At 71.7% G+C, this 14,863-nt stretch carries 13 protein-coding genes and 1 riboswitch; of the genes, 3 read left to right on the top strand and 10 right to left on the bottom strand.

Annotation, left to right across the window (positions count from 1 at the left end):
- Window positions 1-77: 77 nt before the first annotated feature.
- The 8 genes from AADR41_RS07090 to ribD all read right to left on the bottom strand — a co-directional run bounded on the left by AADR41_RS07090 (window position 78) and on the right by ribD (window position 5,971).
- Window positions 78-542, bottom strand: coding sequence for a PH domain-containing protein (locus AADR41_RS07090; RefSeq protein WP_342280510.1), 465 nt, complete (start codon window positions 540-542; stop codon window positions 78-80).
- A 31-nt stretch (window positions 543-573) separates the two neighbouring features.
- Window positions 574-1,422, bottom strand: a complete 849-nt coding sequence (hisG, locus tag AADR41_RS07095) for an ATP phosphoribosyltransferase (RefSeq protein ID WP_342280511.1) — start codon at window positions 1,420-1,422, stop codon at window positions 574-576.
- Window positions 1,423-1,493: 71 nt separating this feature from the next.
- Window positions 1,494-1,766 carry a phosphoribosyl-ATP diphosphatase gene (locus AADR41_RS07100; protein ID WP_018524273.1) on the bottom strand — a complete coding sequence of 91 codons (273 nt, stop codon included), beginning with the start codon at window positions 1,764-1,766 and terminating at the stop codon, window positions 1,494-1,496.
- Window positions 1,767-1,800: 34 nt separating this feature from the next.
- Window positions 1,801-2,286 (bottom strand): 6,7-dimethyl-8-ribityllumazine synthase, encoded by a 486-nt coding sequence (ribH, locus tag AADR41_RS07105; RefSeq protein WP_124718909.1) that lies wholly within the window; start codon window positions 2,284-2,286, stop codon window positions 1,801-1,803.
- A gap of 30 nt (window positions 2,287-2,316) precedes the next feature.
- Complete coding sequence (locus tag AADR41_RS07110; RefSeq protein ID WP_342280512.1) at window positions 2,317-3,615, bottom strand: bifunctional 3,4-dihydroxy-2-butanone-4-phosphate synthase/GTP cyclohydrolase II; 1,299 nt, start codon at window positions 3,613-3,615, stop codon at window positions 2,317-2,319.
- Window positions 3,612-4,256 (bottom strand): nicotinamide mononucleotide transporter family protein, encoded by a 645-nt coding sequence (locus AADR41_RS07115; RefSeq protein ID WP_342280513.1) that lies wholly within the window; start codon window positions 4,254-4,256, stop codon window positions 3,612-3,614. The genes AADR41_RS07110 and AADR41_RS07115 overlap by 4 nt, the downstream gene beginning before the upstream one ends.
- Window positions 4,253-4,870 carry a riboflavin synthase gene (locus tag AADR41_RS07120; RefSeq protein WP_342280514.1) on the bottom strand — a complete coding sequence of 206 codons (618 nt, stop codon included), beginning with the start codon at window positions 4,868-4,870 and terminating at the stop codon, window positions 4,253-4,255. The genes AADR41_RS07115 and AADR41_RS07120 overlap by 4 nt, the downstream gene beginning before the upstream one ends.
- Window positions 4,871-5,971, bottom strand: a complete 1,101-nt coding sequence (ribD, locus tag AADR41_RS07125; RefSeq protein ID WP_342280515.1) for a bifunctional diaminohydroxyphosphoribosylaminopyrimidine deaminase/5-amino-6-(5-phosphoribosylamino)uracil reductase RibD — start codon at window positions 5,969-5,971, stop codon at window positions 4,871-4,873.
- A 159-nt stretch (window positions 5,972-6,130) separates the two neighbouring features.
- Window positions 6,131-6,261: riboswitch (FMN riboswitch) on the bottom strand.
- A gap of 268 nt (window positions 6,262-6,529) precedes the next feature.
- Here ribD and AADR41_RS07130 point away from each other — a divergent pair.
- Entirely contained in the window at window positions 6,530-8,866 is a 2,337-nt protein-coding gene (locus tag AADR41_RS07130) for a chitinase C-terminal domain-containing protein (RefSeq protein WP_342280516.1), read from the top strand.
- 134 nt (window positions 8,867-9,000) lie between these two features.
- Here AADR41_RS07130 and AADR41_RS07135 read toward each other — a convergent pair whose 3' ends face one another.
- Complete coding sequence (locus tag AADR41_RS07135; RefSeq protein ID WP_342280517.1) at window positions 9,001-10,191, bottom strand: ROK family transcriptional regulator; 1,191 nt, start codon at window positions 10,189-10,191, stop codon at window positions 9,001-9,003.
- A gap of 172 nt (window positions 10,192-10,363) precedes the next feature.
- On the opposite strand from AADR41_RS07135, the gene AADR41_RS07140 reads away from it, so the two are divergent.
- Window positions 10,364-11,611, top strand: coding sequence for an MFS transporter (locus tag AADR41_RS07140; RefSeq protein ID WP_342280518.1), 1,248 nt, complete (start codon window positions 10,364-10,366; stop codon window positions 11,609-11,611).
- Between the two features lie 180 nt (window positions 11,612-11,791).
- Window positions 11,792-13,192 (top strand): uracil-xanthine permease family protein, encoded by a 1,401-nt coding sequence (locus AADR41_RS07145; protein ID WP_342280519.1) that lies wholly within the window; start codon window positions 11,792-11,794, stop codon window positions 13,190-13,192.
- A 21-nt stretch (window positions 13,193-13,213) separates the two neighbouring features.
- Here the strand turns inward: AADR41_RS07145 and AADR41_RS07150 are convergent, their stop codons facing one another.
- Window positions 13,214-14,797, bottom strand: coding sequence for an FAD-dependent monooxygenase (locus AADR41_RS07150; protein ID WP_342280520.1), 1,584 nt, complete (start codon window positions 14,795-14,797; stop codon window positions 13,214-13,216).
- Window positions 14,798-14,863: the final 66 nt, after the last annotated feature.

Raw genomic sequence — 14,863 nt, forward strand, 5'->3', positions numbered from 1 at the left:
CTGGGTGCGGGGCGGGGTGCGCAGGGGCACCGCCGTCCTCCAGAGTAATCAAGAAGCGGCCTCGCGGGGCAGGGGGCTCAGCCGATGTCCGTTCCGGTGCCGTGGTTCTCGGCGAGGGCGCGCAGCGTCCGGGCGTCGCGGATGGCCTGCTGCTTGGCGATTCCCGGCTGGATGCCGAGGGCGGGCATGCTGGTCCCGTCGCTGAGGTCGAGGAAGACCCAGGGGTCGCCGACGCGCAGGTTGACCCGGAGGATCTCCGCCCAGGACAGCCGGCGCGTCCGGGTGAGATTGACCACGGTCACCCCGTCCTCGTTCGCGACGACCTTGGGGCGGCTGAGCAGCGCCAGCACACCGAAGAACAAAAGCGCCGTGAAGACGAAGCTGGCCCGCTCCCCCGGGCTCAGCTGCTCCAGGGTCAGCGCGACGGCGGTGATGACGAGGAACATCACCGCCCCCACGCTCAGCAGGACCACCCGGGTTCGGGTCGGCCGGAACGTGACCGGGAGCGTGGGGAGTTCGGGCCGGGGTGCGGGGGCGGACATGGTGTTCTTCTGTCTTCCGGGCGGCCGGCCGTCAGAGGCGGCAGGCGTGGATGGCGGTGGTGAGGATGGCGCGGGCGCCGAGGTCGTACAGATCGTCCATGATCCGCTGGGCCTCCCGGGCGGCGACCATGGAACGGACGGCGACCCAGCCCTCGTGGTGCAGCGGCGAGATGGTCGGCGACTCCAGGCCCGGGGTGAGGGCGACCGCGCGCTCCAGGTGCTCGACGCGGCAGTCGTAGTCCATCATCACGTAGGAGCGGGCGACCAGGACGCCCTGGAGGCGGCGGAGGAACTGCCGCACCTTGGGGTCGTCGTCGGGTGCGCCGGTGCGGCGGATGACGACGGCCTCGGACTTCATGATCGGCTCGCCGATGACTTCGAGTCCGGCGTTGCGCAGGCTGGTGCCGGTCTCCACGACGTCGGCGATGACCTGGGCGACACCGAGCTCGATGGCGGTCTCGACGGCGCCGTCGAGGTGGACGACGGAGGCGTTGACGCCGACGTCGGCGAGGTGCTTGGCGACGATGCCCTCGTAGGAGGTGGCGATCGTCATGCCGTCGAAGTCCTGCGGGCCCTCGGCGGTGCCGGGCTTGGTGGCGTAGCGGAAGGTGGAGCGGGCGAAGCCGAGCTGGAGGATCTCCTCGGAGTCCGCGCCGGAGTCCAGCAGCAGGTCGCGGCCGGTGATGCCGATGTCGAGCCGGCCGGAGCTGACGTAGATCGCGATGTCGCGCGGCCGCAGGTAGAAGAACTCGACCTCGTTCTCGGGGTCGACGAGGACGAGCTCTTTGGACTCCTTGCGCTGCTGGTAGCCGGCCTCATGGAGCATCGCCATCGCAGGCCCGGAGAGTGAACCCTTGTTGGGGACGGCGATGCGCAGCATGAGGTCAGGTTTCCTTTGCGAGGAGGGAGTCTTCTGCGGACGTGCGGATGTACGTGGTGCGGGGGTGGTGCTCAGAGGTGGGCGTAGACGTCGTCGAGCGAGATCCCGCGGGCGACCATCATCACCTGGACGTGGTACAGCAGCTGGGAGATCTCCTCGGCGGCGGCGTCCTTGCTCTCGTGCTCGGCGGCCATCCAGACTTCGGCGGCCTCCTCGACGACCTTCTTGCCGATGGCATGGACGCCCTTGTCCACGAGCTCGGCGGTACGGGAGGTGGAGGGGTCGCCGTTGGCGGCCTTGAGCTGCAGCTCGGCGAAGAGCTCTTCGAAGGTTTTGTTCGCCATGATGGTCTTAGAGTACGGGGTCGGTGCCCTGTGATCAGCGCCAGGGCTCGCTGACCGTGCGCAGCGTGGCGGCGGTGGCGACGGCCGCGGTGACCGCTTCGTGCCCCTTGTCCTCGTTGGACCCTTCGAGACCGGCCCGGTCGAGCGCCTGCTCCTCGGTGTCGCACGTGAGTACGCCGAAGCCGACCGGGACTCCGGTGTCGACGGCGACCTGGGTGAGGCCGTTGGTGACGCCGTGGGACACGTACTCGAAGTGCGGGGTGCCGCCGCGGATGATCACGCCGAGGGCGACGACCGCGTCGTAGCCGCGGCCCGCGAGGACCTTGGCGACGACCGGGAGTTCGAAGCTGCCGGGCACCCGGAGCAGGGTCGGCTCGTCGATGCCGAGCTCGTGCAGGGCGCGCAGGGCGCCGTCGACGAGGCCGTCCATGATCTTCTCGTGCCACTGCGCGGCGACGACCGCCACGCGCAGGTCACCGCAGTTGCGTACGGACAGTTCGGGTGCGCCCTTGCCGCTCATGTCTCTCCTGCCGCTCGTTTCCGTGATTCGTCACTGGTTGCCGCAGGTCGACGCCTTGGCGGCGTCGAGCCAGGGCAGGTCGTGCCCCATGCGGTCGCGCTTGGTGCGCAGGTAACGCAGATTGTGCTCGCCGGCCTGGACGGGCATCGGCTCGCGGCCGGTGACGGCGAGCCCGTGCCGCAGGATCGCGGCCGTCTTGTCGGGGTTGTTGGTCATCAGCCTCAGGCTGTGCACGCCGAGGTCCTTGAGGATCTGGGCGCCGGCCGCGTAGTCCCGGGCGTCGGCGGGCAGGCCGAGCTCCAGGTTCGCGTCGAGGGTGTCGATGCCGCGCTCCTGGAGTTCGTAGGCGCGCAGCTTGGACAGCAGGCCGATGCCCCGGCCCTCGTGGCCGCGCAGATAGACGACGACACCGCGGCCCTCCTCGGTGATCCGCCGCATGGACGCGTGCAGCTGGGGCCCGCAGTCGCAGCGCTGGGACTGGAAGATGTCTCCGGTCAGGCACTCGGAGTGAACCCGGACCAGGACGTCGTCGCCGTCCCCGAGGTCGCCGTGGACGAGGGCGACGTGTTCGACGCCGTCGGTGGTGGAGCGGTAGCCGTACGCGGTGAACGCGCCGAAGGCCGTCGGCAGCCGTACCTCGGCCTCGCGGCGGACGGTCGGCTCGGAGCTGCGGCGGTAGGCGATCAGGTCCTCGATGGAGATGATCGTGAGGCCGTGCTTGCGGGCGAACGGGACGAGCTGGGGCAGCCGCAGCATCACGCCGTCCTCGCCGGCGATCTCCACGATGGCCCCGGCGGGCCGCAGTCCGGCGAGCCGGGCGAGGTCGACGGCGGCCTCGGTGTGGCCGTTGCGGACCAGTACGCCGCCGGAGCGGGCGCGGAGCGGGAAGATGTGGCCGGGGCGCACGAAGTCGCCGGGGCCGGCCTCGCCGCCGGCGAGCAGCCGGAGCGTGGTGGCCCGGTCGGCGGCGGAGATGCCGGTGGTGACGCCGTGGGCGGCGGACGCGTCGACGGTGACGGTGAACGCGGTGCGCATCGACTCGGTGTTGTGGTCGACCATCTGCGGGAGTGCGAGCCGTTCCAGCTCGTCGTTCTCCATGGGTGCGCAGATCAGGCCGCGGCACTCGCTCATCATGAACGCGACGATCTCGGGTGTGGCCTTCTCGGCTGCGACGACGAGGTCGCCCTCGTTCTCCCGGTCCTCGTCGTCGACGACCACGACGGGCCGTCCGGCGGCGATGTCGCGGATCGCCTGCTCGACGGGGTCGAGGCGGAGGTCCTCCGCGGCGCTCGGGGGTTCCCGGTGCAACCAGGTGGGCTGGGCAGTCATGCCGTGGCTCCTTCCAGAGCGGGTGTCCGCGAACGCAGCCACCAGTCGCGCATGCCCCACAGGACCAGGGCGCCGTACACGACGTAGATGAGACCGGAGAAGGCCAGCCCGCTGTGGAAGTTCAGCGGTACGCCGACCAGGTCGACCAGCAGCCAGGCGAACCAGAACTCGACCATGCCGCGGGCCTGGGCGAGCATCGCCACGAGCGTGCCGGCGAATATGTACGCGTCCGCCCAGGGGCTCCAGGAGAGCGAGGGGAACGCGGTGAACAGGCCGCCGACGGCGAGGGTGCCGAGGGCGGCGCCGCCGAGCAGGTAGCCGCGCTCGCGCCAGGTGGCGAACCGTACGGCGATGGAGCCGTCCTGGGCCTGCTGCCTGCCCCGGGTCCACTGCTGCCAGCCCCAGACGGCCACGGCGATCACGACGACCTGCTTGCCGACGCTGCCCGCCTGGTGCACGGAGGCGTTGGCGGCGACCAGCACGACGCCGGACAGCAGCTGGGCGGGCCAGGTCCAGATCGAGCGGAGCCAGCCCAGGGTCAGGGCGATCAGACCGACGGTGTTGCCGATCATGTCGGACCAGATGATGTGCTGCCCGAAGACGGTGAACGCCTCCGAGTTCAGCCAGTGCAGGGCGCTCACCGGACCGGCTCCCCGGGTTCCTGCGCGGTGTTGCCGAGCAGTCGCTCGACGTACTTCGCGATGACGTCCACCTCCAGGTTGACCGGGTCGCCGGGCTCCTTGATGCCGAGCGTGGTCAGGGCGAGGGTGGTGGGGATGAGGCTGATGGTGAAGTAGTCGGTTCCGGCCTCCACCACGGTGAGGCTGACGCCGTCGACGGTGATCGATCCCTTCTCGACCACGTAGCGGCTCAGGTGCGCGGGGAGAGAGACCTTCACGATCTCCCAGTTCTCGGAGATCCTGCGCTCGACGATGCGCCCGGTGCCGTCGACATGGCCCTGGACGATGTGTCCGCCGAGCCGGCCGCCGACCGCCATGGGGCGTTCCAGGTTGACCCGGGAGCCGGTGTCCAGGGCGCCGAGGCTGGACCGGTCGAGGGTCTCGGCCATGACGTCGGCGGTGAATTCGCCGTCGCCGAGGTCGACGACGGTGAGGCAGACGCCGTTGACGGCGATGGAGTCGCCGTGCTTGGCGCCTTCGGTGACCACTGGGCCGCGCAGGCGGAAGCGGGAGGCGTCGGCGAGCTTCTCGACGGCGGTGACTTCACCCAGTTCTTCGACAATTCCGGTGAACACTCAGTTTCCCTTCCGGGCGGGGCCGGGGACGGCGGTGATGCGCAGATCGGGGCCGATGCGGACGGTCTCGGTCACATCGAGGCGCAACGCCCCGGCGATGGTGGAGATTCCGGCGTCGGCGAGGGCCGCGGGGCCTGCGCCGAGGAGTACGGGGGCGAGATAGCCGACGACCTTGTCGACCGTTCCCGCGGCGACGAAGGCCCCGGCCAGGGTCGGGCCGCCTTCGAGGAGTACGGAGCGGATACCGCGCCCGTGCAGGGCACGGAGCAGGGCGGGGATGTCCAGGCCGGGGCCGTGGGCGGCACGCGGCAGCCGCAGGACGGCGGCTTCGGGCAGGTGTCCGGCGTCGGCGTCCTCGGCGACGGCGATCAGGGTGGGCGCGGTGTCGTCCAGGACCCGGGCGCCGGGGCGTACGGCGGTGGCGCCGGTGTCGACGACCACCCGCAGCGGCTGCACGGCACCCTCGATGCCGCGTACGCCGAGCTGCGGGTCGTCGGTGCGGGCGGTGCCGGAGCCGACCACCACGGCGTCGGCCTCGGCGCGCAGCCGGTGGACGTCGGCGCGGGACTCGGCGGAGGTGATCCAGCGGCTGGTGGCGTCGGCGGCCGCGATCCGGCCGTCGAGGGTCGCCGCGTACTTCCACAGGACGTACGGACGGCCCAGCCGCACCGAGGTGAGCCAGGCCGCGTTGCCCGCCTCGGCCTCGTCCGCGAGGAGCCCCTGCTCGGCCTTGATCCCGGCCGCGCGCAGGGTGTCGCCACCGCCGGTGGCCTGCGGGTCCGGGTCGCCGACGGCGTAGGCGACGCGGGCGACCCCGGCCTCGGTGAGCGCCTGGGCACAGGGGCCGGTGCGGCCGGTGTGGTTGCAGGGTTCGAGGGTGACGTAGGCGGTGCCGCCGCGGGCCCGGTCGCCCGCCTCGCGCAGGGCGTGGATCTCGGCGTGCGGTCCGCCGGCCCGCTGGTGGAAGCCTTCTCCGGCCTGCCGGCCCGCGGCGTCGAGGATGACGCAGCCGACGACGGGGTTGGGGCTGGTGGAGCCGAGACCGCGGGCGGCGAGCGTGATCGCACGGCGCATGGCGGTGATGTCGGCTGCGGTGTCCACCGGGTCCTCCTGCCTCTTCGGGCACGGACTCCGGGGCCTGTCGATGACGACAGATGAAGCGGGAACACCACGGGGGAACGCCGGAAAAGCCGGAAAACACGGATGGATCGGTCGCCCGAAAACCATCCGCCGACGGCGGCGTACCCGCGAAACGGCCCGCCGCGCACTGCCTCCCATCCGGACTTTAACCGTCGGTCCAGGAATCTCACCTGGTCAACCGGCCGCTGGATGCGGACGGGTCGCGGACTATAACCGCCGGTTCGGAATTGCACCGACCCCGGAGTGCGCTGCTGCTGGTACACGATCAGTGTGCCACGCCCGGCGGTGGGCCATGCGGGTGAGTGTCTGTGGACTGGCTCACAGGGAACCTCCGGCGGACGGCCCGGCGGAAGAAGTTGACCCTTAAAGGTCCAGACCTATTGACGCACTGGTCTAGTCCTTTTAATCTCTGCGTCACCTCCGAGGAGCGGTCCCGCGGTGTGCGCACACCCGGGGCACCGACACGCCCCACCCCCTTGCCAGTTGTGTTCTGCCGAACCTCCCCGGGAGGAACCGAACGTGCTGTCCCCCACTCGTGCGAGAGCCACCCTGCTCGCGGCCGGCGCAGCCGTCGCCGGTCTGCTGATGGGCTCGCTCGCCGCCACCCCGTCGGCCGCCGCCGACCAGGAGTCCTGTCGCCCCGACGGGCTCTACGAGACGCCCGGCGTCGCCGTCCCCTACTGCTCCGTCTACGACACCGAGGGCCGCGAGAAGATGGGCGCCGACCACCAGCGGCGGGTCATCGGATACTTCACGAACTGGCGGACCGGCAAGGACGGCAGACCCGCCTACCTCGTCCCCGACATCCCCTGGGACAAAGTCACCCATTTGAATTACGCGTTCGCCCATGTCGACGGCGGCAACAAGCTCTCGGTCGGCGCCGACGGGCCGGACAACGCCTCGACCGGCATGACCTGGCCGGGTGTCGCGGGCGCCGAGATGGACCCGGGCCTCCCCTACAAGGGCCATTTCAACCTGATGGGCAAGTTCAAGAAGAAGCACCCGAACGTGAAGACCATGGTGTCGGTGGGCGGCTGGGCCGAGACCGGCGGCTACTTCGACGACAGCGGCAAGCGGGTGGACTCCGGCGGCTTCTACTCGATGGCGACCAACGCCGACGGCTCGGTCAACCAGGCCGGTATCGACACCTTCGCCGACTCCGCCGTCGCGTTCGTCAAGAAGTACGGCTTCAACGGCGTCGACATCGACTACGAGTACCCCACGACCATGAAGGACTCCGGCAACCCGCTGGACCGGACGCTCTCCAACGCGCGCCGGGCCGGCCTGGTCAAGGGCTACGCCGCGCTGATGAAGACGCTGCGCGAGAAGCTCGACCGGGCGTCCGCCGCCGACGGCACGCACTACCTGCTGAGCGTGGCCGCGCCCTCGTCCGGCTATCTGCTGCGCGGGATGGAGACCTTCCAGGTCCAGAAGTACCTGGACTACGTCAACATCATGTCGTACGACCTGCACGGTGCCTGGAACGAGTACGTCGGCCCCAACGCCGCTCTCTTCGACGACGGCAAGGACGCCGAACTCGCCCAGGCGGGCGTCTACTCGACCTCCCAGTACGGCGGCACCGGCTACCTCAACACCGACTGGGCGTACCACTACTTCCGCGGTTCGATGCCGTCCGGCCGGATCAACATCGGCCTGCCGTACTACACCCGCGGTTTCAAGAACGTGCAGGGCGGCACGGACGGGCTGTGGGGCAGGGCCGCCACCACCGACTGCCCGGCCGGCGCCGGACTGGCCAAGTGCGGTGACGGCGCCGTCGGCATCGACAACCTCTGGCACGACCTGGACACCGCGGGCAAGGAGTCGCCCGCCGGTTCCAACCCCATGTGGCACGCGAAGAACCTGGAGAAGGGGGTCGTCGGCGACTACGTCACCGACTACGGCTTCCCCGCCGACACGAAGCTGACCGGCACCTACGCCCGCAAGTACGACTCGACGCTGGTCGCGCCCTGGCTGTGGAACGCCGAGAAGAAGGTCTTCCTGTCCACCGAGGACGAGCAGTCGGTCGCCGCCAAGGCGGACTACGTCGTCGACAAGGGCATCGGCGGCACCATGATCTGGGAACTCGCGGGCGACTACGGCTGGAACGCCGCCAAGGGCCAGTACGAGCCGGGCTCCACGCTGACCTCGGCGATGTACGACAGGTTCAAGTCGGCCACCCCGTACGGCGCGAAGCGGTCCACCATCGATCTGCCCACCGAGGCCATCGACATCGATGTGTCCTTCGACCGGTTCCCGCTCGGCGACTCCAACTACCCGATCAGCCCCAAGCTGAAGATCACCAACAACACGAAGGCGACCCTGCCGGGCTCCACGGAGTTCCGGTTCGACTACTCGACGTCCGCGCCGGCCAACGCCAAGGACCAGTCGGGCTTCGGCACGACGATCGTGCGCAGCGACCACACCGCGGCCGACAACATCGGCGGGCTCAAGGGCGACTACAACCGGGTCTCGCTGAAGCTGCCGGCCTGGCAGAGCCTGGCCCCCGGCGCCTCGGTCGAGCTCGACTTCGTCTACTACCTGCCCACCTCGACGCCGTCGAACTGGACGGTGACCTTCGGCGGGAAGTCGTACGCCCTCGCCGCCGACCTGGCACGCGGCACCACCCCGGTCGAACCCGGCACCGGAACGTCGACGCCCTCGCCGGACCCGTCGACCGGGCCGGAGCCCGGTGGTGGCGGCTGCACCGCGCCCGTCTGGAGCGCGGGCTCCGAGTACGGCGCCGGTACGGCCGTCTCCCACGGCACGCACCAGTGGAAGGCCAAGTGGTGGACGAAGGGCGAGGAGCCCGGTTCCACCGGTGACTGGGGGGCCTGGCAGGACCTCGGGGCCTGCTGACGCCCCTCCCGCAGCCGCCCGGCGGTGACCGGTCCGCCCCCGGTCACCGCCGGGCTCCCCGCTGTCCGGGGACCTGGGTCCTCCGTCCGGACCGGGCCGGATCAGCGGGCCCGGCACGATCCGGACGAGCGGCCCTAACCCGCCGGTGTGAACAGCTCGTCCTGGGCCGCGTCCCGGGCGGCGAGCAGCGCGCCGCGGAGCACCGCCGCGCCGCCCAGCCGGCCGGCCCTGACCTCGGTGCGCAGCGGTGACATCCGGGCCAGCCGTTCCTCGACCCGTGCCGCGAGCGCGGCCCCGCCCGCGTGGCCGACCTCGCCCGCCAGCAGCACACAGCCCGGGTCGAGGACCGAGGCGACGGCGGCGGCGCCCAGCGCGAGGCGCTCGGCGAGGGTGTCCAGGAACGCCTCGTGGTCCCCCTCCCCGGCCAGCGCGGCCCGCACCGCCGACGCGGCTCCCGGTTCCTTGTCGCCCTCGGCCGCGCCCGGGGGCACGGCGATGCCGTGGGCGGCGGCCAGTTCACAGACCGGGGCGGAGCCGACCAGGGAGTGGAAGCCGCCGTCGCAGTTGAGCGCGGACGGCGCACCGGCCGTGCCGGGCACCGGCAGGAAGCCGATCTCGCCCGCTCCGCCGGAGGCTCCCCGGCGCAGCTTCCCGTCCAGCATGACGGCGGCGCCGACACCGTGGCCGAGCCAGAAGAGCACGAAGGTGTCGCGGTCGGCGGCCGATCCGCCCCGGTGTTCGGCGACCGCCGCGAGGTTGGTCTCGTTCTCGACCAGCACGGTCGCGGGAAGCCGTTGCTGGAGCACCCGCACCAGCCGCCGGTGCCAGGCGGGCAGCCCGCTGGTGTCGCGCAGCTCGCCGGTGACCGGGTCGATCAGTCCGGGTGCGCCGATGCCGACGCTGTGCAGCGGGCCGGCGCCGGCCTCGCGCGCGGTGCGCTCCAGGAGCGCGGCGGCCCGTTCGGCGGCGGCCTCGGTGTCGGTGCCGCTGCCGATGGGCAGGGTGGCCTCGGCGAGCGTGGTGCCGACGAGATCGGCGACGACCACGGCGACGCTGTGGGTGCGTACGTCGAGCGCGGCGAGATGGGCCCGGTCGGCGGCGATCCCGTACAGCCGGGCATTGGGGCCGCGGCGCTCGGCACCGGCCTCGCCGACGACTCTGATCAGACCGGCTCCCTGGAGCCGTTCCACGAGGTCCGCGACGGTGGGCCGGGAGAGGCCGGTCAGGGTCTTCAGCTGCGTGGCCGTCAGCGGGCCGTCCTGCTGGAGCAGTCGCAGGGCGAGCCGGTCGTTGATGGCCCGTGCGGTGCTCGGTGATGCGGGCATGCCGGGATCCTTCCAGATCGCTGTCGTACTGATCGCCGGCGTACTGGACGCCCGGACCCACTATTTATCAGGCAGGGTTCCTGATAGTTTACTGCGCGCACCGTGGAGACGGGCACCGGGACACCGGAGACAGCGAATTCCGAGAGAAACTCCCAGGGGAGGGCACGGCGGTATGACAGCGGATTCCACAGACGCGGGCTTCGGCACGGCGCAGGTGAGGCGGGCCAGGTTCGCCGTCGCCGCGGTCTTCACCGTGCACGGCGCGGTGACCGGCAGCTTCGCCACCCGGGTGCCCTGGATCCAGGACCACGCCGGGGTCAGCGCCGGCCAGCTCGGCCTGGCTCTCGCCTTCCCGGCGATCGGCGCCTCGCTCGCGATGCCGCTGGCCGGCGCGATCAGCCATCGTTTCGGCGCCAGGACCGCGCTGCGCGGACTGCTCGCCCTGTGGACGCTGGCACTGGTCCTGCCCGCGCTGGCGCCCAACCTGCTGACACTGTGCGCCGCGCTCCTCGTGTACGGGGCCTCGGCCGGCATGTCGGACGTGGCGATGAACGCCCTCGGCGTCGAGGTGGAGAACCGCCTGGACAAGTCGATCATGTCCGGGCTGCACGGGATGTGGAGTGTGGGCGCCCTGATCGGTTCGGCGGCGGGCACGGTGGCCGCGCATCTGGGCGCCGACGCCCGGCTGCACCACACGCTGGCCGCCCTGGTGCTCACCGCGCTCGGCCTGATCGCCTGCCGGGACGTACTGGATCTGCGCGGCGAACCGGACGAGGAGCCGCCGCCGCGCTTCACGCTCCCGCCGAAGTCGGCGCTGATCATCGGTGCGGTGGGCTTCTGCGCGGTGTTCGCGGAGGGCGCCAGTCTGGACTGGTCGGCGGTGTATCTGCGGGACACCATGGACACCTCCGCGGGGCTCGCCGCGGCGTCCACGACGGCGTTCGCGCTGACCATGGCAGTCGCCCGGATCGCCGGTGACAAGGTCGTCGACCGCTTCGGCGCGGTCCCGACCGTTCGGTTCGGCGGGGTCCTCGCGACGCTCGGCGGGCTGCTCGTGGTCGCGGCGCCGAACGCGGCCCTGGCGATGTGCGGTTTCGGGTTCCTCGGCCTCGGCGTGGCCGTGGTCGTACCGCTCGCTTTCGCGGCGGCCGGGCGCAGCGGTCCGAACCCGAGCCAGGCGATCGCGGGCGTCGCCACCATCACGTACACCTCCGGGCTGATCGCCCCGTCCGCGATCGGCTCGCTGGCCGAGGCGACCTCGCTGGTCGTGTCGTTCGGCCTGGTGACGGTGCTGGCGTTCGGTCTGGTGCTGGGGGCGGGGGTGCTGCGGGCGGGCGACCGCCGGGCGGTGCCGGCCTCCGACGCGGGTGCCCCGGACGCCGGCGCCCGGGGTCCGGCGGCCACCGAGCCGCGCCCCTGACCGGTCGCGGTGGCGGGCGGGCCCGCTCCCCCCGCCCCACCTGCGCCGTCCGTGTCCGGGAGGGCCCGGCCCGGCCGCGAACACCTCATGGTCCGGCATTACCATGGCGCTGATCATTTCTGCGGCAGCGACGTGCCCGGCGAGGCGCTCGGCTCCGCACCCAACACTCAGGGAGCGACCATGGGCCTCGGCGTGCGCTGGACCTTGCACGGCGACGGGAGGACCCCCGCCCCGGGAGCCGTGGTCAGGCCGGACGAACGGCTCTCCTGGCCCCGTACGTTCGGGCTGGGCGCCCAGCACGTGGTCGCCATGTTCGGGGCGTCGTTCGTCGCCCCGGTGCTCATGGGTCTGGACCCGAACCTGGCGATCATGATGTCGGGTGTCGCGACGGCCGTCTTCCTGCTGGCCACCCGCGGCCAGGTGCCCAGCTACCTCGGCTGTTCGCTCTCCTTCGTCGGGGTCGCGGCGACGATCCGGGCGAGCGGCGGCAGCAGTGCCGTGGTCACCGGTGCGGTCTTCGTCGTCGGCGCGGTGCTCTTCCTCGCCGGTCTCGCGGTGCAGCGGTTCGGTGCCCGGATCATCCACGCGGCGATGCCGCCGGTGGTCACCGGCGCGGTCGTCATGCTGATCGGTTTCAACCTGGCTCCGGTCACCGCGTCGACGTACTGGCCGCAGGACCAGTGGACGGCCCTGCTGGTGATGCTGTTCACCGGACTGGCCGTAGTGTGCCTGCGCGGTTTCCTCTCGCGCATCGCGATCTTCCTCGGCCTGGTCTTCGGGTACGCGCTGTCCTGGGTCCTCGACCGGGTCTTCGGCAAGATCCACTCCCCGGCCGGCGGCGCGGAGGCCGTGGACCACTGGCGGCTCGACCTGTCGGGGGTCGCCAAGGCCGACTGGATCGGGCTGCCGTCCTTCCACGCGCCGAGCTTCGAGTTGTCGGCGATCCTGGTCGCCTTGCCGGTGGTCATCGCGCTGATCGCGGAGAACGCCGGGCATGTGAAGGCCGTCGGTGAGATGACCGGCGCCTCGCTGGACGACAAGCTGGGCACCGCGATCGCCGCCGACGGCGCCGCGTCGATGCTGTCGACCGCGGTGGGCGGTCCGCCGAACACCACGTACTCGGAGAACATCGGCGTGATGGCCGCGACCCGGGTCTACTCCACCGCCGCGTACTGGGCCGCCGCCTGCTTCGCCCTGCTCTTCGGCCTCTGCCCCAAGTTCGGCGCGGTCGTCGCCGCCATCCCCGGCGGGGTGCTCGGCGGCATCACCGTCATCCTCTACGGCATGATCGGCCTGCTCGGCGCCCAGATCTGGCTGAACGCCAAGGTCGATCTGCGCAACCCGCTGAACCTGGTGCCGGCCGCCGCGGGCATCATCATCGGCGTCGGCGGGGTCAGCCTGAAGATCACCGACAACTTCGAGCTGAGCGGGATCGCGCTCGGCACCATCGTGGTGATCACCGGCTATCACGTGCTGCGCGCCTTCGCGCCGGCACACCTCAAGACCCAGGAGCCCCTGCTGGACTCGGGCACGTCGGCGTACGACGAGGAAGCCGCCCGCAATCCCGGCGAGAAGCCGTAGGGCCTTCCGCCGGGGCGGCGCTCACCCGGCGGACAGGATGCGGCGCAGGGTCTTGGCGAGCGCCGGGCGCGAGGAGCCGGGCGCGACCAGGGCGACATGCCCGTCGGGACGTACGAGGACGGCGCCGTCCGCTTCCGCCGTGCCGCGGAACCCGGCCCACTGTCCGGGCACCGCTTCCCGCTGCGCCCCGGTGTCGAGTGCGCGGGCCACGACCGGGATGCCGGTCGCCGCGCGGACGGCATCGGCCTCCTGACGCCAGGCCGGGCTGTCCGTCCTGGTGAGAAGGGTGAAGCCGGGGCCGACGAGGTCGAGCGTCGAGGTGACTCCGGGCGGCCCGCCGACCAGCCGGACGTGCGGTGCCCGCCGGCCGGGGGCGCAGTCCGGGTGGAGGCCCGTGGGATCCAGTGCGGTGCCACGGCCGTCCGTTCCGGTGCCGGTGACGACGGCGGTGGAGCGGTACTCGGCGGTCAGCAGGAGCTCGTCGTCGATGCGGTAGCCCGTGCGGTTGCGGGCGTTGTCGGTGGAGATGTCGAGGACCTGGCGGGCGACCGGCCGGCGTTCGGCCTCGTAGGTGTCGAGCAGGGCGTCTCCGGCATGTCCGGCGACGACGGCAGCGAGCTTCCAGGCGAGATTGTCGGCGTCCCCGATGCCGGTGTTCATTCCGTGCCCGCCGGACGGCGGGATCGCGTGGGCCGCGTCGCCCGCCAGCAGCACGCGCGAGCTGCGGTAGGCGGCGGCGAGCCGGGCGTCCATCCGCCACGTCATCGTGGACCGCACGGTCACGTCCAGGTCGGGGATGCCCGCCGCGGTGCGGATGAGCCGGGCCAGGTCACCGTGGTCGGGGATGTCCGGCCGCTGTTCCGCCGCCGGGTCCAGCGGGTGCTGGTAGATCCAGTGCCGGTCGTTGTCGACGGCCATGAAGCCACCGCCTCCCGGCACCGTGAGGAAGTACGAGGCGCTGGCGCGGTCGGCCACGACCTCGCCCAGCGGCGCCTCGAAGCGGACGCTGAGGTACCGGCCCAGACCGGTGGGGCCCTCCATCGCGATTCCCGCCCCGGTGCGTACGGTGCCGGCGGCGCCGTCGCAGCCGACGGCCCAGTCCGCGCGCACGGAGTGCCGGTCCCCGGTGGCGGTGTCCTCGACCGTGGCCGTCACTCCGTGGCCGTCGTCGGCCAGGGACAGCAGCCGCATGCCGAACCGGACCCGCGGGCCGGCCAGGTCCTGGGCGCGCCGCCGGAGGATGGGCTCCAGCACGTCCTGGGAGCAGATCAGGCCCGGTGACGGGGTGTGCTCCTGCTCGTCCTCCAGGGGGCCGTGCGCCAGTCCGGTCCGGACGAAATCCGGATCGACGAGGTCGCGGCCCCGGTAGAAGAAGACCTGGGACGCCGGGAGGCCGGCCTCCCGGATGCGCTCCTCCAGGCCCATCCGCCGGAAGATCTCCATGGACCGTGCCGACACTCCGCGTGCCTTCGGGTGGCTCGACGTCTTCGGGCGGGCCTCGACCAGCAGGTGGTCGACGCCGTGGCCGGACAGCAGGGCCGACATGGTCAGGCCGACCGGTCCGCCCCCGACGAGCAGTACGGACACCTTCGACGGAACAGACATGATTCTCCCCGTGTACACGGCCGACCGGCCAAGTAACGACTAACTTCCGAAATTGACGTTACCATG

The sequence above is a fragment of the Streptomyces sp. CLV115 genome (genome assembly GCF_038448545.1).
GTDB lineage: Bacteria > Actinomycetota > Actinomycetes > Streptomycetales > Streptomycetaceae > Streptomyces > Streptomyces sanglieri.

Bases quoted from the DNA above. Each gene is read 5' to 3' on its own strand.
- AADR41_RS07090 (WP_342280510.1), bottom strand. From the start codon at position 542: ATGTCCGCCCCCGCACCCCGGCCCGAACTCCCCACGCTCCCGGTCACG.
- hisG (WP_342280511.1), bottom strand. From the start codon at position 1,422: ATGCTGCGCATCGCCGTCCCCAACAAGGGTTCACTCTCCGGGCCTGCG.
- AADR41_RS07100 (WP_018524273.1), bottom strand. From the start codon at position 1,766: ATGGCGAACAAAACCTTCGAAGAGCTCTTCGCCGAGCTGCAGCTCAAG.
- ribH (WP_124718909.1), bottom strand. From the start codon at position 2,286: ATGAGCGGCAAGGGCGCACCCGAACTGTCCGTACGCAACTGCGGTGAC.
- AADR41_RS07110 (WP_342280512.1), bottom strand. From the start codon at position 3,615: ATGACTGCCCAGCCCACCTGGTTGCACCGGGAACCCCCGAGCGCCGCG.
- AADR41_RS07135 (WP_342280517.1), bottom strand. From the start codon at position 10,191: ATGCCCGCATCACCGAGCACCGCACGGGCCATCAACGACCGGCTCGCC.
- AADR41_RS07140 (WP_342280518.1), top strand. From the start codon at position 10,364: ATGACAGCGGATTCCACAGACGCGGGCTTCGGCACGGCGCAGGTGAGG.
- AADR41_RS07145 (WP_342280519.1), top strand. From the start codon at position 11,792: ATGGGCCTCGGCGTGCGCTGGACCTTGCACGGCGACGGGAGGACCCCC.
- AADR41_RS07150 (WP_342280520.1), bottom strand. From the start codon at position 14,797: ATGTCTGTTCCGTCGAAGGTGTCCGTACTGCTCGTCGGGGGCGGACCG.